General features: G+C 54.1%; 16 protein-coding genes. 11 read left to right on the forward strand and 5 right to left on the reverse strand.

The genetic code is table 11. The features are described from left to right. Positions 1–110: 110 nt before the first annotated feature. The gene (gene argG / locus ACLBVC_RS16775) at positions 111–1475 is read right to left on the reverse strand and encodes an argininosuccinate synthase (protein WP_410150575.1); all 1365 of its coding nucleotides are present in this window, start codon (positions 1473–1475) and stop codon (positions 111–113) included. A gap of 364 nt (positions 1476–1839) precedes the next feature. Here argG and ACLBVC_RS16780 point away from each other — a divergent pair, with 364 nt between their 5' ends. Together ACLBVC_RS16780 and ACLBVC_RS16785 are read left to right on the forward strand one after the other, a co-directional pair. Continuing rightward, on the forward strand, positions 1840–2193 hold the full coding sequence (locus tag ACLBVC_RS16780) for a DUF1971 domain-containing protein (protein WP_410150576.1): 354 nt from the start codon (positions 1840–1842) through the stop codon (positions 2191–2193). A gap of 3 nt (positions 2194–2196) precedes the next feature. Continuing rightward, positions 2197–2964 (forward strand): class I SAM-dependent methyltransferase, encoded by a 768-nt coding sequence (locus ACLBVC_RS16785; RefSeq protein ID WP_410150577.1) that lies wholly within the window; start codon positions 2197–2199, stop codon positions 2962–2964. A 28-nt stretch (positions 2965–2992) separates the two neighbouring features. On the opposite strand, the gene ACLBVC_RS16790 is transcribed toward ACLBVC_RS16785, so the two are convergent. Continuing rightward, positions 2993–3469, reverse strand: coding sequence for an Lrp/AsnC family transcriptional regulator (locus ACLBVC_RS16790; protein WP_410150578.1), 477 nt, complete (start codon positions 3467–3469; stop codon positions 2993–2995). Positions 3470–3601: 132 nt separating this feature from the next. Here ACLBVC_RS16790 and ACLBVC_RS16795 point away from each other — a divergent pair, with 132 nt between their 5' ends. Further along, positions 3602–4018 carry a DUF2000 domain-containing protein gene (locus ACLBVC_RS16795; protein WP_410150579.1) on the forward strand — a complete coding sequence of 139 codons (417 nt, stop codon included), beginning with the start codon at positions 3602–3604 and terminating at the stop codon, positions 4016–4018. 65 nt (positions 4019–4083) lie between these two features. Here the strand turns inward: ACLBVC_RS16795 and ACLBVC_RS16800 are convergent, their stop codons facing one another. The 3 genes from ACLBVC_RS16800 to ACLBVC_RS16810 form a co-directional block, all read right to left on the reverse strand. Beyond that, positions 4084–5268 (reverse strand): sugar transporter, encoded by a 1185-nt coding sequence (locus ACLBVC_RS16800; protein ID WP_410150580.1) that lies wholly within the window; start codon positions 5266–5268, stop codon positions 4084–4086. 166 nt (positions 5269–5434) lie between these two features. Beyond that, positions 5435–5968, reverse strand: a complete 534-nt coding sequence (locus ACLBVC_RS16805; RefSeq protein ID WP_410150581.1) for a M15 family metallopeptidase — start codon at positions 5966–5968, stop codon at positions 5435–5437. An 11-nt stretch (positions 5969–5979) separates the two neighbouring features. After that, positions 5980–6810: a gamma-glutamyl-gamma-aminobutyrate hydrolase family protein gene (locus tag ACLBVC_RS16810; protein WP_410150582.1), complete on the reverse strand. Its 831-nt coding sequence runs from the start codon at positions 6808–6810 to the stop codon at positions 5980–5982. Between the two features lie 482 nt (positions 6811–7292). Between ACLBVC_RS16810 and ACLBVC_RS16815 the strand changes: the two genes are divergently transcribed. From ACLBVC_RS16815 to ACLBVC_RS16850, 8 genes are all read left to right on the forward strand, one after another. After that, positions 7293–8627, forward strand: coding sequence for an MdtA/MuxA family multidrug efflux RND transporter periplasmic adaptor subunit (locus tag ACLBVC_RS16815; protein WP_410150583.1), 1335 nt, complete (start codon positions 7293–7295; stop codon positions 8625–8627). Beyond that, positions 8624–11818, forward strand: coding sequence for an efflux RND transporter permease subunit (locus tag ACLBVC_RS16820; RefSeq protein WP_410150584.1), 3195 nt, complete (start codon positions 8624–8626; stop codon positions 11816–11818). The genes ACLBVC_RS16815 and ACLBVC_RS16820 overlap by 4 nt, the downstream gene beginning before the upstream one ends. A 3-nt stretch (positions 11819–11821) precedes the next feature. Further along, complete coding sequence (locus ACLBVC_RS16825) at positions 11822–14947, forward strand: efflux RND transporter permease subunit (RefSeq protein ID WP_165061685.1); 3126 nt, start codon at positions 11822–11824, stop codon at positions 14945–14947. 34 nt (positions 14948–14981) lie between these two features. Beyond that, positions 14982–16388: an efflux transporter outer membrane subunit gene (locus tag ACLBVC_RS16830; protein ID WP_410150663.1), complete on the forward strand. Its 1407-nt coding sequence runs from the start codon at positions 14982–14984 to the stop codon at positions 16386–16388. Positions 16389–16681: 293 nt separating this feature from the next. Then, positions 16682–17896, forward strand: coding sequence for a ribokinase (rbsK, locus tag ACLBVC_RS16835; protein ID WP_410150585.1), 1215 nt, complete (start codon positions 16682–16684; stop codon positions 17894–17896). Between the two features lie 109 nt (positions 17897–18005). After that, positions 18006–18935: a dihydrodipicolinate synthase family protein gene (locus tag ACLBVC_RS16840; RefSeq protein WP_410150586.1), complete on the forward strand. Its 930-nt coding sequence runs from the start codon at positions 18006–18008 to the stop codon at positions 18933–18935. A 174-nt stretch (positions 18936–19109) separates the two neighbouring features. After that, entirely contained in the window at positions 19110–19607 is a 498-nt protein-coding gene (locus ACLBVC_RS16845; protein WP_410150587.1) for a YhcH/YjgK/YiaL family protein, read from the forward strand. 15 nt (positions 19608–19622) lie between these two features. Further along, a complete protein-coding gene (locus ACLBVC_RS16850) occupies positions 19623–20939 on the forward strand; it encodes an MFS transporter (RefSeq protein WP_410150588.1) in 1317 nt (438 codons plus the stop codon). Positions 20940–20941 lie beyond the last annotated feature (2 nt).

The following is a 20941-nucleotide window of genomic DNA, read 5'->3' on the forward strand; positions in this document are numbered from 1 at the left end:
AGGTGATTACTACGAGAAAGAGAGTATGAGCGGCGGGCGGGGGAATTTGGTTTAGATCAAGCAGGCTCAGGTAATTCACCCGAACCTGCTTCATTCTATGCTAACAATAATTACTTGTTCTTAGCCTGCAATCCGCGCGCGGGCAGATTATTGTTATCGACCTGCGGTAAACCGGTAGAGGCAGAAGAGGTCAGCAATCCGGTCTCAACATAGTTTTGCAGCTTCTCGCGGGTATCGGTGATATCCAGATTGCGCATGGTCAGCTGACCGATACGATCGTCAGGTGAAAATACGGAATCACCTTTCTCCATTGTCAGGCGCTCGGGTTTGTAAGTCAGATTCTCAGACACCGTATTCATGATGGTGTAGTCATTGCCACGACGCAGTTCCAGAGTCACTTCACCGGTAATTTCGCTGGCGACCCAACGCTGAGCGGAGTCACGCAGCATCAGCGCCTGAGGATCGAACCAACGGCCCTGATACAGCAGACGTCCCAGAACACGGCCATTCGCATGATATTGCTCGATGGTATCTTCGTTATGAATACCGGTCAGTAGGCGTTCGTAGGCGATGTGCAGAAGTGCCATCCCAGGGGCTTCGTAAATGCCACGGCTTTTGGCTTCGATAATACGGTTCTCAATCTGGTCGCTCATGCCCAAACCGTGACGGCCACCAATGCGGTTGGCTTCCATCATCAGCTCAACGCTGTCGTCAAAGGTCACGCCATTCAGGGCAACAGGGTAGCCGCGCTCGAAGCGGACGGACACTTCTTCCGCTTTCACGACAACATTCTCGTCCCAGAATTTAACGCCCATAATCGGGTTAACGATTTTGACGCCGGAATCGAGGAACTCCAAATCTTTGGCTTCGTGCGTTGCGCCCAGCATGTTGGAGTCGGTGGAATAGGCTTTCTCGGTCGACATTTTGTAATCGAAACCGGATTCAACCATGAACTCTGACATCTCATGACGGCCACCGAGTTCATCGATAAAGTCGGTATCCAGCCAAGGTTTATAAATTTTCAGTTCAGCATTGGTCAGCAGGCCGTAACGATAGAAACGCTCGATATCGTTACCTTTGTAAGTACTGCCGTCACCCCAGATGTTCACACCGTCTTCTTTCATCGCGGCAACCAGCATGGTTCCGGTAACGGCACGGCCCAGCGGTGTGGTGTTGAAATAAGTGACACCTGCCGTGGTGTTATGGAATGCACCACATTGAATGGCCGCAATCCCTTCCGCAACCAGTTGTTTACGGCAATCAATCAGGCGAGCTTTCTCTGCGCCGTACTCCATCGCTTTACGCGGAATGGCATCGTAATCTTCTTCATCAGGCTGGCCCAGGTTGGCCGTGTAGGCATAAGGAATCGCCCCTTTCTTCTGCATCCAAAGCAGCGCGGCACTGGTGTCCAGACCGCCGGAGAAAGCAATGCCCACGCGCTGGTTGATAGGAAGGTGCTTAAGAATAGTTGTCATCGATAAAATCCTGTATGAATTAGGTCAGTCTGGAAAAGGTCTCAATGCCTATATTAATATCGCAAAACCTACGCCGCGTAAAAGATATTTTGCATATTTATGCGCTTTTAATTGCATGACTATTTAGTAATCACGTGTGGGAAGCGTTGTTTCATTCAAAATCTCTTAAAATGTTGATGCGATATCTTTACCGGTTTTGTCTTGCAGCTATCAGGTTAAAATTTAAAGCGGGAAGCCACCAAAGTAAACCGACACAATAGGTCTTAGCTAAAAGATGCATATAAAATGCATCTTTTTAGAGAAACACGTTTCTGAAAGTGGTTTAATACTGACAGACCCTGAATTGTTTGATTAAGGAGAAACGATGCTTCGTATCCCGCAAAACTTTATTCATACGCGTTCTACGCCGTTCTGGAGCAAAGAAACTGCGCCTAAACCACTGTTTACGCATCACAACACCAAGTCTGGTGTGTACGGGCGGTTGTCGGTTATGCAAGGCGCAGTGAAGTATTTTGGTTTTCCAGACGCTGAAGCGACCGAGCCAGATATAGAAGTGATCATTGAGGCCGGAACTTTTGGTATCTCTCCGCCGCAGAAATGGCATCGCATCGAACTGATGACGGAAGACACTTATTTCAACATCGATTTCTTCGCCGATCCGCAGGTTAAGCTCGAAGGTGCTGGTCTTGGGGAAGTGGTGAATACGCATAAGGGCTGAATTATGTCTGACAGCACAAGGGCCGGGCATACATTCCTGGCAAGTCTGGGCAAAACGCGGTTGCGCCCTGGCGGCAAAGAAGCGACGGAATGGCTTATCTCCCGTGCCGGATTAGACCCGCATTCCCGCGTACTCGAAGTGGCCTGTAACCGGGCCACGACGTCGACTGAACTGGCGGCGCGTTTCGGTTGCAGTATCTTTGCCGTTGATATGGATAAAGAAGCACTTCACGTTGCGCAGGAAAGGATCCGTGCCGCCGGGCTGAGTGACAAAATTCAGCTGATAGAAGCCAACGCCACGCGCCTGCCTTTTCCCGATAACTGCTTTGGTGTCGTGATCAACGAAGCGATGCTGACGATGTATGCTGATAAAGCCAAAACGAAGCTAGTCCGTGAATATTGCCGGGTACTTAAGCCCGGCGGCATCTTACTGACGCACGATATTATGCTGACCAACGAAAAGCTCAGTAAAACAGCGGATGACGATTTACAAAAAGTCGTGAAATCCAACGTCAGCCCGATGAGCGAGCAGGAATGGAAAGCGTTGTTTCTGAATGCAGGATTTGATTCTGTTCAGACACAGCATGGCGCGATGTCCCTGATGTCACCACAAGGACTCGTCAGAGATGAAGGCCTTTTGGGGGCCGCCAGAATACTTTTTAACGGGCTGAAAAACCCGGAGAACCGGTCGCGTTTTCTCGGGATGTTCCGCTATTTTCACGCGCAGCGCCACAGGCTGAATTACATCGCCTGTTGTTCACAGAAGAAATAACGTTGCCCGGCACCTGCCGGGCATAATGCTATAAACCGTCCAGCGGCAACGCATCCAGCGGTTTGACTTCCCGCAGCACGAACGATGTTTGCATCTCTTTAATCCCCGGTAAACGCCGCACGACTTCCATCGCAAAACTGGAAAAACTGTCGAGATCTTTCGCCACCACCTGCAACAAAAAATCAGCGTCACCGGCAATCGCATAACAGGCGATTACCGCAGGCAACGCGCCGACCTGCTGCTCAAAACGCTGCGCATCTTCCTCGCTGTGGCTGTCGATTTTCACGCGGATAAACGCCAGCATTCCGAGGCCGATTTTTTTTCTGTCGATATTGGCCTGATAACCGCTAATCACGCCGCTTTCTTCCAGTTGTTTCATCCTCCGCCAGCAGGGCGACGCCGCCATGCCGACTTTTTCAGCCAGCTCCTGATTGGTCATGCGCCCCGATTTTTGAAGTTGCCTGAGAATGCGAAGGTCTGCCGGTAAAAATTCTGATGTGGACATAATCCGCCTGTTTTAGAGAATTTTTAGAAAGGAATAACCGGATTAGGGCATTTTACGGCGATAAAAGAAAGCACCTTTCAGCCGCAGGCGGTTATGATTTTTGCATCAATAATGATGAAAAAGGGCGCAAACATGGCAGACATTCTCCGGGTGGCAATTATCCTCAATCCTGATCTTCCGCCCGGTTTACTGGCGAATAGGGCGGGAGTCATTGGCATCGGTCTGGCGGCTAAATTCCCGATGCTGGCAGGTCATTCGCTGTGTGATGCAAAAGGGATGACCACTGACGTTATCTCGAAATATCCGCTGCCAATTTTACAGGCGACGCCGGATCACATTAAGGCGCTCATGTTTAAAGCACTTGAGGCACAAGGGGAGCGCAGCGTGGTGCCTTTCCCTGTGTTTGCCCGCACGATGCATACTTTTGAGGAATACGAACAGGCTTTCCCGTTGAGGGATTTATACGATGAAGTGCTGGATGGCGTCGGTTTTGTCGGACCGGAAAAGTGGATTAAATCGCTGACAGGAAATCTGAAGTTATTACGTTGAAACGATAAATAAAAAGCCCGAATGCAGGGACCGCATTCGGGCTTTATAGAAACAATCTTTCCCAATCAGCTCGTGGTTTTCAACTGCGGGTAGCGTTTGAAAATCGTCAGACACCAGACAAGCGCGATACACCCGAGCAGGCCACCGGCATAACCGACGTTGCTCATTTCCAGATGCAAACTCACCTGATTACCAATCAGCGCGCCCGCGCCGATGCCGATATTGTAAATACCGGAAAGCAGTGACATCGAAACGTCGGTGGCGTCGGTCGCCAGTGCCAGCACGCGCACCTGCATCGCCAGGCCGATAATCATCATTGCCAGCCCCCAGACGACGCAAAGTATTGAAATAGCGACCGGATTCATCGCCGCGACAAACAGTAACAACATGCTGAGCGTCACCATCAGAATCGGGCCGCTGAGCATGGCGGCCGGGAAACGGTTACCGAGCACGCTGAACAGGATACTGCCGAATATCCCAGCACCGCCGAAGATTAGCAGCAGGAACGTGGTGAAGTTTTCGCCCATATTCGCGACGGTCTGGATGAACGGCTCGATATAGCTGTACGCCGTATAGTGAGCGGTCACTATCAGCGCGGTCAGGACATACATCCCTACCAGCGCCGGACGGCGGAACAGCATCGGCACGCTTTTCAGCGAACCGGTATGTTCACTTGGCAGTGGCGGCAGCAATTTAATCAGGCAAATCAGCGTCAGCAGCGCGACGACGCCGATGCTCATGAACGTGGTGCGCCAGCCGAGATACTGACCAATCAGACGGCCGAGCGGCAGCCCGAGCACCATCGCCAGCGCGGTGCCGGTAGCTAACATACTCAGCGCCTGCGTTTTTTTACCGGCCGGGGCGACACGGATCGCCAGCGAAGCCGTAATCGACCAGAAAATGGCATGGGCGAGGGCTATACCGACGCGTGACGCGACCAGACTCCAGAAATCCCAGGCCACGACGGATAAAATGTGGCTGACGATAAACAGGACAAAAATCGCGATCAGTAAGCGCTTTCGCTCAACGTTGCGGGTCAGCAGCATCAGTGGCAGCGACATCAGCGCGACGACCCACGCATAGATAGTGAGCATCAGGCCGACCTGCGCCGTCTGCATATTGAAACTGGCGGCAATGTCGGAGAGCAACCCGACAGGCACAAATTCAGTGGTGTTGAAGATGAACGCGGCAATAGCCATCATCACAACGCGAAGCCATGCTGTCCTGCGCGAAACGGTATCTGATTGCATTGAAATTTATGACTTTTTAAGAAGGTGTAAAGATCAGGACTTCGACGCGGAAGGCCTTCTGAAAGCATAGTGTGTTTTATTTGTTCTAAAAATGAAACAGAAAATTCGCCTAACAGATAAATGTTTTGGGGACAATTTTAGTTATGGCAGATGTGACGGGCGTCACTTACTTTTTTGCCGGATGCCAGCACCAGTGCCAGGGTTCGTCAATGAATCCCCACGGATTATCCTGCGGAAAGGACATCACAAAGCCAAAGTGTGCTGCGTTGGCTTCAAGCCAGCGGAAAGCATCGGTTTCGCCGAAGATGCCGGTGACTTCGTCGCAGCCGGGAGTGTTGATGTCCACTGCGCAGCCGGTGTGATGTTCACTGCATCCCGGCGGAGCCAGCGACGTGAAGAAATCTTCCGGCGCGATCCCTGCGGCTTGCTTGCTGCGGATTAAACCGGCCTGATAATCGAGGCTGCGCCAGGCTGAAACCAGATAAATGCCCACGCCATCGGCGGCGGCCTGCTGTTTCATCTCGCGCCATGCCTGTGTGGCAGGCGCGATCAGCCGATAAATTTTACCGGTATCAGCATCCGTTTCTGCGTCCACCAGTAAGTGCTCACTGACCTCTTCGAAGTACGGCAGCGTGCGGTGCGCGATAACGGACGGGTCGATATTCAGTTCACGCAACATCAGATCGGTCCTGGCTTTCATCTCGGCATGACTCATGCCTTTTCGTTTCCGGTACGCGCAATCACGTCGTTCATCACTTCTGTCATCGCTTTACCGGCGGAGCGCATCGCCTGCTGATAGCGCGACGCGGCCGCGACAAACGCGTTAAGCAATTGCGTATCCTGCTGATGTTGCAGATATTCCGGGTGCCATTGCACACCAAGGCAGAAATCATACCCTTCACATTCAATGCCTTCGATCACGCCGTCCGGCGCATACGCGTTGACGATGCTGCCCGGTCCGACGGTTTTCACCGCCTGATGATGCGAACTGTTCACTTCATAATGATCGCGGTCGACCGAACGGCTCAGTAGTGTGCCTTCAACAATTTCAACCGGATGCCGTGCGCGTTTCTTGCCACCGGCATTTTCGGTATCCACCGTCGTGCTGTGTTCCAGCGCGTCGGGCAGTGCATCGGGAATATGCTGATGCAGCGTGCCGCCGGTTAAAACGGCCAGCAATTGCTGACCGCCGCAAATGCCCAGCAGCGGCATATTGCGCTGCATGGCGCCCTTGACGATGGCTTTTTCGAATTCAGTGCGGCCTGGTTTCAGACGAACCTGATCGCTGTTCTGCGTTTCGTTAAATAGCTCCGGCGGAACATCAAACGCGCCGCCGGTCACGACAATTCCGTCGCACAGCGCCAGATATTCGTCGGCCAGTTCTGCGTGATGCGGCAATGCCAGTGGCACCGCGCCTAGTCCTGCCAGGCTGCTCATGTAATTCTGACGTAACGCATACCAGGGAAAATCGGCGTAACCACCGGGGTCTTCACTGTCCAATGTGACACCGATGACCGGTCTGGATTGAAATTTTGTCTGCATTCTTCTGAATTCCTGCCATGAAGATGAAAAACAATCAGAAAAATCACCATATCAAGTCGGGGTCAGCGCGAACAATATAAATTATCAATAGGTCTAATTTTCAGGATTTACCTCTGGTTTTATCACCCGTTCAGGTGGTATGACAGGTTGTTTTTCAGCCTAACCCTGCGTTTTCCTGACAAAATTTCAAAATGACCTGACACTTCCTGATACTTTTCTGTCGGCGTCTTCAATATTCATTCTCATTTACCTCTTAACATTGTGGATGCCTGGAGGCAAAATTAGCGCGTATAATTCACGCGGGCGATTGAAATGGAATTTCTTAATTGCTAACGAAATCTTTACGTTGTCCTAAAAACAGCCACCTGCACTTTTAGGGATAATGCGCTGTCACTTTTGAATGAAGTACATAAGAAAATCTCTGGTTGAAGGTCTTATTTCAGCTGTTTTCTCCTCATTAATACTGCGAAACCAAGAAATTTATGCTGCCGACTGCCTCTTCTCGTTCCAAAAAACGCACCCTTGTGTGGGTTATCGTCGCCATTATCGTTGCTGCGATCCTGGTCTGGTTTTTTGCTTTCCACCAAAGCGCGTCTGATCACACGGCAAAAAAAGGGGCGGGCGGGCGCGGCGGTATGCGGGCGATGCGCGGTCAGATGATGATGGGCATGGATACGCCGGTGCAGGCAGGGAAAGCCACGCAGGCGGATGTCCCTGTTTATCTGCGCGCGCTGGGCACTGTGGTAGCGAATGCGACCGTGACGGTGACCAGCCGGGTTGATGGCCAGTTAATGAAGGTATATTTCACCGAAGGGCAGAAAGTCGCGCAAGGGCAGTTGCTGGCGCAGATTGACCCGCGCAGCTATCAGGCGACGCTGGAACAATATCAGGGCGATCTGGCGCAGAATCAGGCGCTGTCGAAAAGTGCTGAGCTGACGTTAGCGCGCTACCGCAAGCTGTATGCGCAGGATTCCTTAGCGCGTCAGGATCTGGAAAGCCAGATGGCGACGGCCGGTCAGTATGCGGGCGCTGTGAAAGCCGATCTTGCACAAATCGCGGCGGCCAAGCTGAATCTTGAATTCGCGAAAATCACCGCGCCGGTTAGCGGGCACGTCGGTTTACGTCTGGTTGATCCGGGTAATATGGTCACCAGCAGTTCCACTACCGGTATCGTCACGATCACCCAAACTCAGCCGATTGCCGTCACCTTCAGCGTGCCGCAGAGCAATCTGCAAACTTTACTCAAAGCGCTGCGCGGCGGAAATCAGCTGCCGACCACGGCGTTTAATCAGGACGGCAGCGAAGTCCTCGATCAGGGCAAACTCCAGTTTATCAGTAACGAAATTGACACCAGCACCGGCAGCATCAAGCTGAAAGCGCTGTTTGATAATGCCGATGAAAAGCTTTATCCGAACCAGTTTGTGAATGCCCGCTTGCAGGTTTCCGTGCTGAAAGATGCCACGGTGATCCCGGCGGCGGCATTGCAGCTGAGCAGCGACGGCGATTTCGTTTACGTGGTGAAAGCTGATAACACCATTGAACGCCGTTCAGTGAAATCCGGCCCGGACTTCGGTGACGATAAGGTCGCGATTTTGTCGGGTGTGAATCCGGGCGAACAGGTGGTGACCACGGGGATTGACCGTCTGACTAATGGCGCGAAAGTGCAGATCGTGACGGCCAACACCCTTGATGCCGCGGCAGCAGGCGGGTCTTCGAAAGAACGTCAGCAAAGCGGCGGCGTGGATAAAGCCACCACCGGCGCGGACAACGCTGTCGCAGGTAAAAATGAAACCGGTAAAGACAGCGGGTCTAAATGAATCCTTCACGCCTCTTTATTCTCCGGCCGGTCGCGACTATTTTGCTAATGGTCGCCGTGCTGTTATCGGGAATTTTTGCCTACAACATGCTTTCGACCTCGGCGCTGCCGCAGGTCGATTATCCGACCATTCAGGTTACCACGCTGTATCCGGGTGCCAGCCCGGACGTTATGGCGTCGGGCATTACCGCTCCGCTTGAACGCCAGCTCGGCCAGATGGCGGGGCTGAGCCAGATGTATTCCACCAGCGCCAGCGGTTCTTCAATAATTACGCTGAAATTCTCGCTGGATCTCTCGCTCGACGTCGCCGAACAGGAAGTTCAGGCGGCGATCAATGCCGCCGACAGCCTGCTGCCCAGCGACCTGCCCAATCCACCGACCTATAAAAAGGTTAACCCGGCGGATGCCGCAGTACTGACGCTGGCAGCCACGTCCGAATCGCTGCCGCTGACCAAAGTGCAGGATCTGGTGAATACCCGCGTGGCGCTGAAACTGTCGCAGATTTCCGGCGTCGGTATGGTGACACTCGCAGGCGGGCATCAGCCGGCTATCCGCGTGCAGGCCGATCCTCGCAAACTGGCAGCGCATAACATCAGCCTGGAAACTATTAACACGCTGATCGGCAACAGCAACGTTAACGGTTCTAAAGGCGGTTTCGACGGCCCGCATCACTCGATCACTATCGATGCCAACGACCAGCTGCGCACGGCGGATGAGTACGGCAATCTGATTGTGAATTATGAAAACGGCGCGGCGCTGCGTTTACGCGATGTGGCAACGTTGTCCGAAGCGCCGGAAAACCAGTACTTATCCGCCTGGGCCAACAAACAGCCGGCGATCATTATCAGCGTTCAGCGCCAGCCGGGCGCGAACGTGATTCAGGTTGTGGATGCGATTAAAGCGCAGTTGCCGAAATTGCAGGAAGCCCTGCCGGAATCGGTCAAAGTCAGCATTCTGTCTGACCGGACGCAAACTATTCGTGCGTCGATCAGCGACGTCCAGTTCGAATTGCTGTTGTCGATTGCGCTGGTTGTGATGGTCACTTTCCTGTTCCTGCGCAATGTCGCGGCAACCCTCATCCCAAGCGTTGCCGTGCCGCTCTCTCTGGTCGGTACTTTTGGCGTGATGTACCTGTGTGGTTTCAGCCTCAACAACCTCTCGCTGATGGCGCTGACTATCGCCACCGGTTTCGTTATCGATGATGCCATCGTGGTGGTGGAAAACATTTCGCGGCGGCTGGAAGAGGGCGAAACGCCGATGCAGGCGGCGCTGAAAGGCTCGCAGCAAATCGGCTTCACCATTATTTCCCTGACATTCTCGCTGATCGCCGTACTGATCCCGTTGCTGTTTATGGGCGACGTGGTCGGGCGTCTGTTCCGGGAATTTGCAATCACGCTGGCGGTGTCGATTCTGGTGTCGATGATTGTTTCCCTGACGCTGACTCCGATGCTGTGCGCCTATTTACTGCGCCACACGCCGGAAGAAAAACAGAGCAAGTTTTACCGCAAAGGCGGCGAGTTCTTCGACAAAATGATTGCCGCTTACGACCGCATGCTGATCGTCGTGCTCAATCACCAGAAGCTCACGCTGCTGGTGGCGGCCGCGACGTTGGTCTTCACCGCGCTGCTGTATGTGATTGTGCCGAAAGGGTTCTTCCCGTCGCAGGATACCGGGATGATCCAGGGTATCACGCAGGCTTCGCAGGACGTCTCTTTCAGTGAAATGGGGCGTCGCCAGCAGTTACTGACAGCGGCAATTCTTAACGATCCGGACGTCGAAAGTGTGGCCTCCACCATCGGCGTGGACGGCAATAACACCAGCCTGAACAGCGGACGTTTGCAGATCAGCCTGAAATCTTTTGATGAGCGCAGCGAGCGCGCACCGGCGATTATCGAACGCCTGAAACAGGAAACCGCAGGCGTGCCTGGCATTGAACTTTATATGCAGGCCTCGCAGGATCTGACCGTTGACGATCAGGTCACGCCTAGCCAGTACCAGTTCACGCTCGACGACGCTGACAGCGAAAATCTGGTGGAATGGACGCCGAAGTTGCTGGAAAAACTCAGCGCGCTGCCGGAGTTTAGCGACGTGGTCAGCAACCTGCAAAATCAGGGGCAGATTGCGTATGTCGAACTCGACCGCGACGCCGCTGCGCGTTACGGCATTACGGCGTCTGACGTCGATACCGCGCTGTATAACGCGTTCGGCCAGCGTCTGGTTTCCACTATCTTTACCCAGGCAAACCAGTACCGCGTCGTGCTCGAAGTGGCACCGCAGTTCCAGCAGTCTCCGGCCTCGTTTGATGATGTGTATCTGGCGACCAACAACAGCACGTCCACGTCCGGCACGGTGGCGACCACGGCGACCACAGCCTCAACGACGACGTCCGACAGCGGCGCGACCACCACCAATTCCGGTGCGACCAACGGCATGATTAAGCTGACGTCGATCGCGCAAATTCATATGCGCACCGGCGCGCTGTTGCAGGCGCGTCTGAATCAGTTCCCGGCGGTAACCGTATCGTTCAACCTGAAAGAGGGATATTCGCTGGAACAGGCGCAGCAGGCCATCAAAACGACCGTGGCGGATATCGCCATGCCGGACAGCATCACCCTGCGCTATCAGGGCGCGGCGGCGTCGTTTGAAAGCGCCACCGGCAATACGCTTTGGTTGATTCTGGCTGCGCTGCTGACGATGTATGTAGTGTTGGGCATTCTGTACGAAAGCTTCATTCACCCGGTCACGATCCTGTCCACGCTGCCGTCGGCAGCCGTCGGCGCGTTGCTGTCGCTGATCTTCGCCGGAACGGAATTCAGCCTGATCGCCCTGATCGGGGTGATCCTGTTGATCGGTATCGTGAAAAAGAACGCCATTATGATGATCGACTTTGCGCTCGACGCCGAAAACCGGCAGGGCTTATCGCCGCGCGAAGCCATTCATCAGGCGTGTTTACTGCGTTTCCGTCCGATAATGATGACGACTATGGCGGCATTGCTGGGCGCACTGCCGCTGATGCTGGCGAGCGGATCCGGCGCCGAGCTGCGTCAGCCGCTGGGGCTGGTGATCGTCGGGGGGTTAATCTTCAGCCAGATCCTGACGCTGTTCTCCACGCCGGTGATCTACCTGATGTTTGACCGATTATCTCACCGCCTTAACCCACGTCACCGGCGTGCAGCACAGCGGGCGGAATAACCGATGAACATCTCGCGTTTCTTCATCTTCCGCCCGGTCGCGACACTGCTGCTGACGCTGGCGATCCTCCTGCTCGGTTTGCTGGGGTATCGCCTGCTGCCGGTCGCGCCGCTGCCTCAGGTGGATTTCCCGACCATTCTGGTGAGCGCCAGCCTGCCGGGTGCCAGCCCTGAAACGATGGCGGCCACCGTCGCCACGCCGCTGGAAAGGGCGCTTGGGCAAATCGCCGGTGTGACGGAAATGACCTCGCGCAGCTCGCAAAGCTCCACCAGCGTCATTTTGCAGTTCGATTTAGACCGTGACATTAATGGTGCTGCCCGCGATGTGCAGGCGGCAATCAACGCCTCGCGTTCGTTATTACCCAGCAGCATGCCGTCGCTGCCGACGTATCGCAAAGCGAACCCGTCGGATGCGCCCATTATCATGCTGGCGCTGACGTCGGCCACGCGCAGCAAGGGCGAGCTGTACGATATTGCCTCCAGCCAGCTGCAACAGAAAATCGCACAGGTCAACGGCGTCGGGCAGGTTTCTCTGGTCGGTTCCGCGCTGCCGGGCGTGCGTATTGATTTGCGCCCGGAGGCGGTGACATCTTACGGTATTTCCCTCGATACCATCCGCACCGCCATTGCCAACAGCACCAGCAATCTGCCGAAAGGGTTGCTGCAAGGCGCGAATCAGTCGTGGATGATTGAAGGCAACGGCCAGCAAAGTACCGCCGCGCAGTACAAAACGCTGATTATTACTTACATCAACGGTTCTGCGATCCGCCTCAGCGATATCGCCAATGTTTATGATTCCGTTGAAGATAAATACAACGTTGGCTATTACAACAGCACGCCATCGGTGATGATTGGCGTGACGCGTCAGGCGGGCGCGAACATGCTGGAAACCATCGAAGCCATTAAAGCCGCGCTGCCGCTGATGAAAGAAAGCCTGCCGGGCGACGTCCAGCTCAACCTGGCGCTCGACCGCTCGCCGAACGTTTCCGCTTCCCTGCGTGACACCGAAATGACCCTGCTGGAAGCCACGCTGCTGGTCATTGCGGTCGTTTTCGTGTTCCTGCGCAACTGGAATGCAGTGCTGATCCCCGCGCTGGCGTTGCCGGTGTCATTAATCGGCACCTGCGCGGTGATGTATCTACTCGGCTACAGCCTGGATAACCTCTCGCTGATGGCGCTGATCATCTCGACGGGTTTCGTGGTCGATGACGCCATCGTGGTGCTGGAAAATATTACGCGGCATATTGAAGAAGGCATGGGGCCGGTGCGTGCGGCGCTGAAAGGCGCGCAGGAAGTCAGTTTTACCGTGCTCTCGATGACGCTCTCGCTGATCGCCGTTTTCATCCCGATCCTGCTGATGGGCAGTATTGTGGGGCGTCTGTTCCGCGAATTTGCGGTCACGCTCAGCGTTTCGCTGATTATCTCGATGCTGGTGTCGCTGAGCCTGACGCCGATGTTGTGCGCCCGTTTCCTGAAACGTAAACCGCCGGTAGAAAAACGTCAGCCGCGCATTTACCGGATGATCGAACGTGGCCTGAACCGGCTGCTGGCGGCATATTCCGCCGCGCTCGGTTGGGTTATGCGCCATCAGCTGATCACGCTGGTCGGCCTGTTCCTCACCGTGATCCTCAACTTCTATCTCTATACCGTGGTGGAAAAAGGCTTCTTCCCGGATCAGGACACCGGCATGCTGATGGGCATGTTGCGTGCAGATCAGAACACGTCATTCCAGTCGATCCAGCCGCAGGTGCTGAAATATAGCAAGATCATTCAGGACGATCCGGCCGTTGAGGCGGTGATGAGTTCGGCGGGCAGCGGCGGGTTTGGTGCGCGTAATACCGCCACCTTCTTCGTGCGGCTGAAAGATTTCGACAAACGTACCGCGACCGCCAATCAGGTAGCTAACCGTCTGATGATGGCGACCGCCAAAGTGCCGGGATCGCAGCTGTTCCTGATGGCCGCGCAGGATCTGCATATCGGCGGACGCAGCGCGAACGCGCAATATCAGTACAGTTTGCAGGCTGACGATCTTTCCCTGCTGCGCGAATGGGCACCGAAAGTGCAGAAAGCGCTGGCGAAGTTGCCACAGCTGACCGGCGTGGATTCGGACTCGCAGACCGGCGGGCAGGAAATCATGCTCAACATCGACCGCGATCGCGCCACACGACTCGGCGTGAACGTGAAAATGATCGACGCGCTGCTCAACAACTCCTTCAGCCAGCGGCAGATCGCCACTATTTACAAAACGCTGAACCAGTATCACGTGGTCATGAACCTGACGTCGGATTACACCAGCAACCCGGATGTGCTGCACCAGCTTTACGTGGTGACCGACGCGGGCGCGCAGGTGCCGTTATCCGCTTTTGCGACATTCAGCGGGGCGAATTCGCCGCTGTCGGTTTCGCATCAGGGCCAGACGGCGACCACGACCATTGCCTTCAACCTGGCGGACGGTTATGCGCTGGAAGATGCGCAGGCCGCGCTGAAAACCGCCATGGCGCAGATTGGTTTGCCGGACACCATTCACGGGAGTTATGCCGGTACGGCTCAGGCATTTGAAGCGCTGACCAAAACCATGCCGTGGCTGATTCTGGCGGCGCTGGCGGCGGTGTATATCGTGCTCGGTGTGCTGTATGAAAGTTACATTCATCCGCTGACCATTCTTTCGACGCTGCCGTCGGCCGGTCTGGGCGCGTTATTACTGATGTTGCTGACCAATACTCAGCTGACGGTGATCGCACTGATCGGGATCCTGCTGCTGATCGGCATCGTGAAAAAAAATGCGATCATGATGATCGACTTTGCGCTGGATGCCGAACGACGGCTCGGACTATCGCCGCAACAGGCGATCACCCAGGCCTGCCTGATGCGTTTCCGTCCGATCCTGATGACCACGCTGGCGGCCTTCTTCGGGGCGTTACCGCTGGCGCTGGGCAGCGGCGGCGACGCGGATCTGCGCAGTCCGCTGGGTCTGGCAATCGCCGGGGGGCTGGCGCTGAGCCAGATCCTCACCTTATTCACCACGCCGGTGGTTTACCTGTATATGGATCGCACCAGCCGCGCGACGCACCGCTTATGGCACCGGTTGCGCCCGCATGCGACACCGCCGGAGGTCAGCTCTAATGACTGATAAAACAATGAATTCTTACCCAGAAGCGAATCTGATGACTCTGCAAAAAACGCGTTCTCTTGTGTTTCGTCTTGCGCCGCTGGCGCTGGCTCTGCTGGTCAGCGCCTGTGCCGTCGGCCCGGATTACAAACGGCCTGACGTTGCGATGCCGGTGGCGTTTAAAGAAGCCAAAGGCTGGACGGCGGCTGTTCCGAAAGATAACCAGAGCAAAGGCGAATGGTGGTCGGTTTATCAGGATCTGCAGCTTTCTTCCCTGCTGAGCCAGGTACAGATTTCTAACCAGAACGTCGCGCAGTATGCCGCGCAGTACCGCCAGGCACAGGCGCTGGTGACGCAGGCGCGTTCTGATCTTTACCCGTCCGTAGACGCGACTGCAGGCAGCACGCGCAGCGCCACGTCATCGTCCGTTTCCAACAAACAAACCGCGCAGCTCAGCGCCAGCTGGGAGCTGGATTTGTGGGGCAAACTTCGCCGCACGGCGGAAGAACAGGATGCCAGCGCGCAGGCCAGCAAGGCCGATCTGGCTGACGCGACGCTCAGCGCCCAGTCCGAACTGGCGCAGGATTATTTCCAGCTTCGCGTCATGGATCAGCAAATTGTGTTGTATAAACAAAGCATTGATGCGTATCAGCGTTACCTGACCGTGATTCAGAATCAGTACGCGGGCGGCAATACGTCGCGTGGCACGCTGGCACAGGCGCAGACGCAGCTCGAAAGCACCAAAGCCTCCGCGCTCGACCTGCAATGGCAGCGCGCGCAGCTGGAACATGCGATTGCGGTGCTGATCGGCAAGCCACCGGCCCAGTTCAGCCTGGCGGCGAGCAACGTGAAACTGAACCTGCCGCCGATGCCGGATGCAGTACCCTCGCAACTGTTGCAGCGTCGTCCTGACGTTGCTGCTGCCGAGCGCACGATGGCGTCTTCCAATGCCGCGATCGGTGTCGCCACCGCTGCATACTTCCCGGATCTGACCCTCAGCGCGACCGGCGGATACACCGGATCCGCGCTGCATAACCTGTTCTCTCTGCCGAACCGCGTCTGGTCGCTGGGCCCGGAACTTAGCATGACCGTGCTCGATTTCGGTGCCACGCGCGGAAAAGTCGCGCAAGCTGAAGCCGCGTATGACGCCGACGTTGCCAGCTATCGCCAGAGCGTGTTAACCGCGATGCAGGAAGTGGAAGATTATCTGGTGGAACTGCACACGATCGACACCGAACTTGTTGCCCGACAGAACGCCGCCGACTCCGCGAAAGAATCCGCGCGCGTCACCTACAACCAGTATCAGGCCGGGATGATCGACTATCTCGACGTCGCCACTACCGAAAACACCAGCCTGACCCAGCAGCAAAGCGTGCTCTCGCTGCAAAGCACCCAGATGGTCACCAGCGTCAAGCTGATCGCCGCATTAGGCGGTGGCTGGAACGGGGATGTGGGAAAGTGATTTGAAATGAAGGCATCTCTACAGCAAAGACACATTTTTGTGGCCTTGGTGTAGAGATGACATTGCGAAACCTATACAAAAAATAATACCCGCTGACATCAGACAGGCATCCTTCATCTTCTTTTCCTGACCGTTGGGCAACTCAAGACTCTGTAAATCTCTCCGCTTAGCTCTTCTCAAACCTCATCAGCGCCCATTTTTGTTTACTTCCGTTTTGCCTTTCAGGCTATGAGCAGCGTCACTATTTAATCAGTTTTTTGCATTTACTCTGAATATAGAAAAGGTGACTGAATATGTTTCTTGAAGAGCGTCGGCAGCAGATTCTGGAGTATCTGGATAATTACGAGCGGGTGACGGTCAAGCTTTTGGCCTCCCTGTTTACCGTCACCCGGGAAACCATTCGCAGTGACCTCAATGCCCTGGCGGCTGAAAAATTGGTTCAACGCTGTCACGGAGGTGCAGTGGTCATTCGCCGAAGTTTGCAGTCGAAACTGATCACCGAGACCGGCGATAACTTTGAAGTGTTGCTAAAACGTCTGCAAAGCCAAAAAAGAAAGCAGGCCGGCCAGCAAAATAAAGGAAAGAACATGAAAGGTAAGGTCTGCATTCTGGGGTCATTTAACGTCGATATAGTAGCGAAAGTTGAACGCTTTCCAAAAGGCGGAGAGTCTCTGTTGGCGGTGGGCAGCACGCTCGGTCCTGGGGGCAAAGGAGCGAATCAGGCCACCGCTGTCAGCCGCGCCGGTGCTAAGGTACATTTCGTTTCCAAAGTGGGCAAAGACCAGTTCAGCCAGTTTGCTTACGACCACCTTACGTCATCGGAAATTCACTCTTTTACCCTATATCAGTCAGAAACCGAGCCGACCGGCAACGCCATTATTTATGTATCACAGGAAAATGGCGAGAACATGATTGCCATCTATTCCGGCGCTAATAAAACCATTAGTGAAGATGAAGTGGCGGCGATCGCGCCCGAGCTTGAAAACTCGGATGTGTTGCTGGTGCAGCTCGAAAACAATTTCTCTGCCACGTTTAACGCGATGAAGCTGGCTAAGGCGCTTGGGGTGAAAGTGATCCTCAATCCGGCTCCTTTCTCAACCCATGCGCTTGAGTGTCTTGAATATGTTGACGTGATAACGCCTAACGAAACCGAGGCATCGCAGTTGTCCGGCATTGACGTACAGGATTTAGCCAGCGCCAAAGAAGCGGCACAGCGCATCGTCAGTCAGGGTGCGAAGCGGGTCATTATTACTATGGGCGCGCGCGGCGCGCTGCTGCTCGACGGTAATCAGTTCCAGCATATTCCTGCCTTCCCTGCACTAAGTGTAGACACTACCGGAGCCGGTGATGCCTTTAACGGGGCGCTGGCCTCGGGGATTGCGAATGGGCAAAGTCTGGTTCAGGCCGCGACTTACGCTTCGGCGTTTGCCTCCCTGGCGGTAGAGCGCGAAGGCGCATCGAATATGCCTGATCACGCGCAGGCATTAACGCGTTTAATGCAGCGATGAAATGCTGCATTCACGGTGAAGTGTGTTGTTGCGGCTGCTACCTTGATTCTCAACGTAGCGGTCACGTAATCGGTTACGTCTGATGCCTGCGGGCATTTAAGGAGCATTGATGAGTAAAAGTATTGAAGGTATTGTGCCTGTGATGCTGACCCCTTTCACCGAAGATAATCAAATTGACTACCCGGGTCTGGCTCGTTTGATCGACTGGTACCTTGAGAAAGGGGTCGACGCGCTGTTTGCCGTTTGTCAGTCGAGCGAGATGCAATTTCTGACTTTGGAGGAGCGCGTTGAGCTGGCCGAATTTGTGGTGAAGCAAGTGGCTGGCCGCGTGCCGGTGATCGCTTCCGGGCACATCAGTGACGATATCAACGACCAAATCAGTGAACTGAGCGCGATGGCGAAAACCGGTGCCGATGCGCTGGTGCTGGTCACCAACCATCTTGATCCGAAAAATCAGGGCAGCGAAATCTTCTTTGCGACACTGGACAAGCTGCTGAGCGCGCTGCCGGCGTCTATGCCGCTGGGCCTGTATGAGTGCCCGGCGCCGTATCGCCGCCTGTTGACCGACGACGAGCTGACCTACTGCGCCAACTCGGGACGTTTCGTGGTTTTGAAAGATGTGAGCTGTGACCTTGAGACCGTGACACGCCGCGTTAAGCTGGTGGCGAACACGCCGCTGAACATCATCAATGCGAATGCGGCGATTGCTTATCCCGCGATGCAGGCGGGTTCAAAAGGTTTCAGCGGCGTGTTCACCAACTTCCATCCGGAACTTTATAGCTGGCTGTACCATAAAGCTGCCACTCAGCCTGAGCTCGCCAACGAGCTGGCTATTTTCCTGTCACTGGGGGCGGTGACTGAAACGCTGGGCTATCCGAAGAATGCCAAAATTTACCATCAGCGTTTAGGGACATTCGACAGCGAATTCTGCCGCGTGAATAAAGATAACGTGCTGGAGAAATTCTGGGGACTGACTGTGTTATTGGATCAAATCCAAAGCGGTACAGCGCTGTGGCAGAAAAAAATCGCCGCCGTATAAGGTGTGATAATTGTCAGTTATTTATGCGGATGAGGTGTCATCTCATCCGCTGAATAATGGCTTGTAATGCCGTCTGGTCGGTTTTTTTTTAAGAGTAGAGATGTTCTGACGTTATAAATTCTTACCTGTGATCTGACCCTCAATATAAAGAAAAATATAAAAGGATCCCTCAACATGATCGTATGTTGCCTGCGAGATTGGGAACGTGAAAAATTAGCGTTCCATCCGATTATTAATAAAGGTATTGAGTATATTACTCAAACCGAATTTTCAACGTTAACACCAGGGAAATTCGACATCATTCCGGGCAAGATGTTTTGCCTTCTTCAGGAAATGAATACAGTTCCTAGTAATGAAATGCGAGCTGAGTCACATTTTAAGTTTGTGGATATTCAGTTTCTCCTGCAAGGGGAGGAAACCCTCGGTGTAGCACGCGGTACGTCGGGACATGAGGTGGTAGAAGACCGGGCAGATGAGCATGATATTGTATTTTATCAGGACACCAGGAATGAATCATTCATTCATCTGGAACCTGGTATGTTTGCCATTTTCTTTCCGCAAGATTTACATCGCCCTTGCTGTCATTCTCAAAGAGAGTCATTTATTCGTAAGGCCGTGATTAAAATTCACCTGAGCCTGTTCGATGATGGCTTATTTATGAATAACCGATAGTGGATAATTAAAATTATGAAAGATGCGACATCTTCCCTCAATGTAATACGGGAAAAAAATGCCACCCCTGTTGTTTCTCGTTTACGCTGGGGAATTATTTTTATTTTGTTAATGGCGGCGGTAATTAATTATCTCGATCGCGCGAATTTAAGTATTGCTAACACCACTATCGCTAAAGAATTTGGTTTCAGCCAGACGGAAATGGGGCTGCTGCTGTCGGCATTTCTGTGGCCTTATGCGCTGGCCAATCTGCCTGCGGGTTGGCTGGTTGACCGTTTTGGCCCAAAAAAAATGTTCTCGTGGGGTGTGGGTCTTTGGTCAACCTTCACGGTCATGGCCGGTTTCATTAATGGCTATTCAACGTTTTATGCACTGCGCGTGCTGCTGGGCATCTCAGAGTCGCCATTCTTTACGTCCGGCATCAAGATTACGCATCGCTGGTTCTCCGATAAAGAACGCGCATTGCCGACCTCAATCATTAACACCGGCTCACAGATTGCTAACGCGATTGCTCCGCCTATTCTGACCGTGCTCCTGTTGACGCTCGGCTGGCGCGGGATGTTTATTGCGATTGGTCTGGCGGGTATTCCACTGCTGCTGGTGTGGCTGAAGTTCTACCGTAATCCAACCGAACGCGAAGAGAATGAGATCCACGCTGATTCTCAGCGGGTTCAGCAACCGTTGCCCAACGCTAACGGCAACAACAAAGCGAGCTGGGGGGCGCTGTTCAGGCATAAAACCACCTGGTTCATGGTGATCGGCAACTTCTCTATTATGTTCACCATCTGGGTTTACCTCACCTGGCTGCCGGGTTATCTGGAGAAATCGCTGGGTTTCAGCCTGAAACAGACGGGCTGGCTGGCAGCTATCCCATTCCTGGCAGGGATTTTGGGGGTGCTATGCGGTGGTACGCTTTCTGACCGTCTTATCCGTCGCGGTGTGAAAACCATTACGGCGCGTAAAGTCCCTATCGTAGCCGGTGCTGCGCTGGCAGCCTGTTTTGTTGCGCCGATCCCGTTTGTGCATAACACCACATTAAGTATCGCGCTGTTGTCGATTGGCTACTTCTTCTCGCAGTTACCCCAAGGTGTCATCTGGACGCTGGCCTCGGACATTGCGCCGAAAGAGCAGGTGGCATCTATGGGCGCAATTCAGAACTTTGGGGGCTTTCTGGGCGCAGCCTGTGCGCCAATTGTGACCGGAATTATTCTGGATGCGACCGGGCAGTTCACCAATGTATTCTTCCTCGGTGCCGGTTTACTGATGCTGGGTGCGTTAAGCTACGGGCTGTTTGTGAGAAAGCCGATCTTGGTAATGATGTCGACATCCTGAAA

This window comes from Rahnella selenatireducens (genome assembly GCF_046449555.1).
Lineage (GTDB): Bacteria > Pseudomonadota > Gammaproteobacteria > Enterobacterales > Enterobacteriaceae > Rahnella > Rahnella selenatireducens.

Coding starts and splice junctions, on each gene's coding strand:
- ACLBVC_RS16795 (WP_410150579.1), top strand. CDS start 3,602: ATGGCAGACATTCTCCGGGTGGCAATTATCCTCAATCCTGATCTTCCG.
- ACLBVC_RS16840 (WP_410150586.1), top strand. CDS start 18,006: ATGAGTAAAAGTATTGAAGGTATTGTGCCTGTGATGCTGACCCCTTTC.
- ACLBVC_RS16845 (WP_410150587.1), top strand. CDS start 19,110: ATGATCGTATGTTGCCTGCGAGATTGGGAACGTGAAAAATTAGCGTTC.
- ACLBVC_RS16805 (WP_410150581.1), bottom strand. CDS start 5,968: ATGAAAGCCAGGACCGATCTGATGTTGCGTGAACTGAATATCGACCCG.
- argG (WP_410150575.1), bottom strand. CDS start 1,475: ATGACAACTATTCTTAAGCACCTTCCTATCAACCAGCGCGTGGGCATT.
- ACLBVC_RS16825 (WP_165061685.1), top strand. CDS start 11,822: ATGAACATCTCGCGTTTCTTCATCTTCCGCCCGGTCGCGACACTGCTG.
- ACLBVC_RS16780 (WP_410150576.1), top strand. CDS start 1,840: ATGCTTCGTATCCCGCAAAACTTTATTCATACGCGTTCTACGCCGTTC.
- ACLBVC_RS16790 (WP_410150578.1), bottom strand. CDS start 3,469: ATGTCCACATCAGAATTTTTACCGGCAGACCTTCGCATTCTCAGGCAA.
- ACLBVC_RS16820 (WP_410150584.1), top strand. CDS start 8,624: ATGAATCCTTCACGCCTCTTTATTCTCCGGCCGGTCGCGACTATTTTG.
- ACLBVC_RS16850 (WP_410150588.1), top strand. CDS start 19,623: ATGAAAGATGCGACATCTTCCCTCAATGTAATACGGGAAAAAAATGCC.
- ACLBVC_RS16815 (WP_410150583.1), top strand. CDS start 7,293: ATGCTGCCGACTGCCTCTTCTCGTTCCAAAAAACGCACCCTTGTGTGG.
- ACLBVC_RS16800 (WP_410150580.1), bottom strand. CDS start 5,268: ATGCAATCAGATACCGTTTCGCGCAGGACAGCATGGCTTCGCGTTGTG.
- ACLBVC_RS16785 (WP_410150577.1), top strand. CDS start 2,197: ATGTCTGACAGCACAAGGGCCGGGCATACATTCCTGGCAAGTCTGGGC.
- ACLBVC_RS16830 (WP_410150663.1), top strand. CDS start 14,982: ATGACTCTGCAAAAAACGCGTTCTCTTGTGTTTCGTCTTGCGCCGCTG.
- ACLBVC_RS16810 (WP_410150582.1), bottom strand. CDS start 6,810: ATGCAGACAAAATTTCAATCCAGACCGGTCATCGGTGTCACATTGGAC.
- rbsK (WP_410150585.1), top strand. CDS start 16,682: ATGTTTCTTGAAGAGCGTCGGCAGCAGATTCTGGAGTATCTGGATAAT.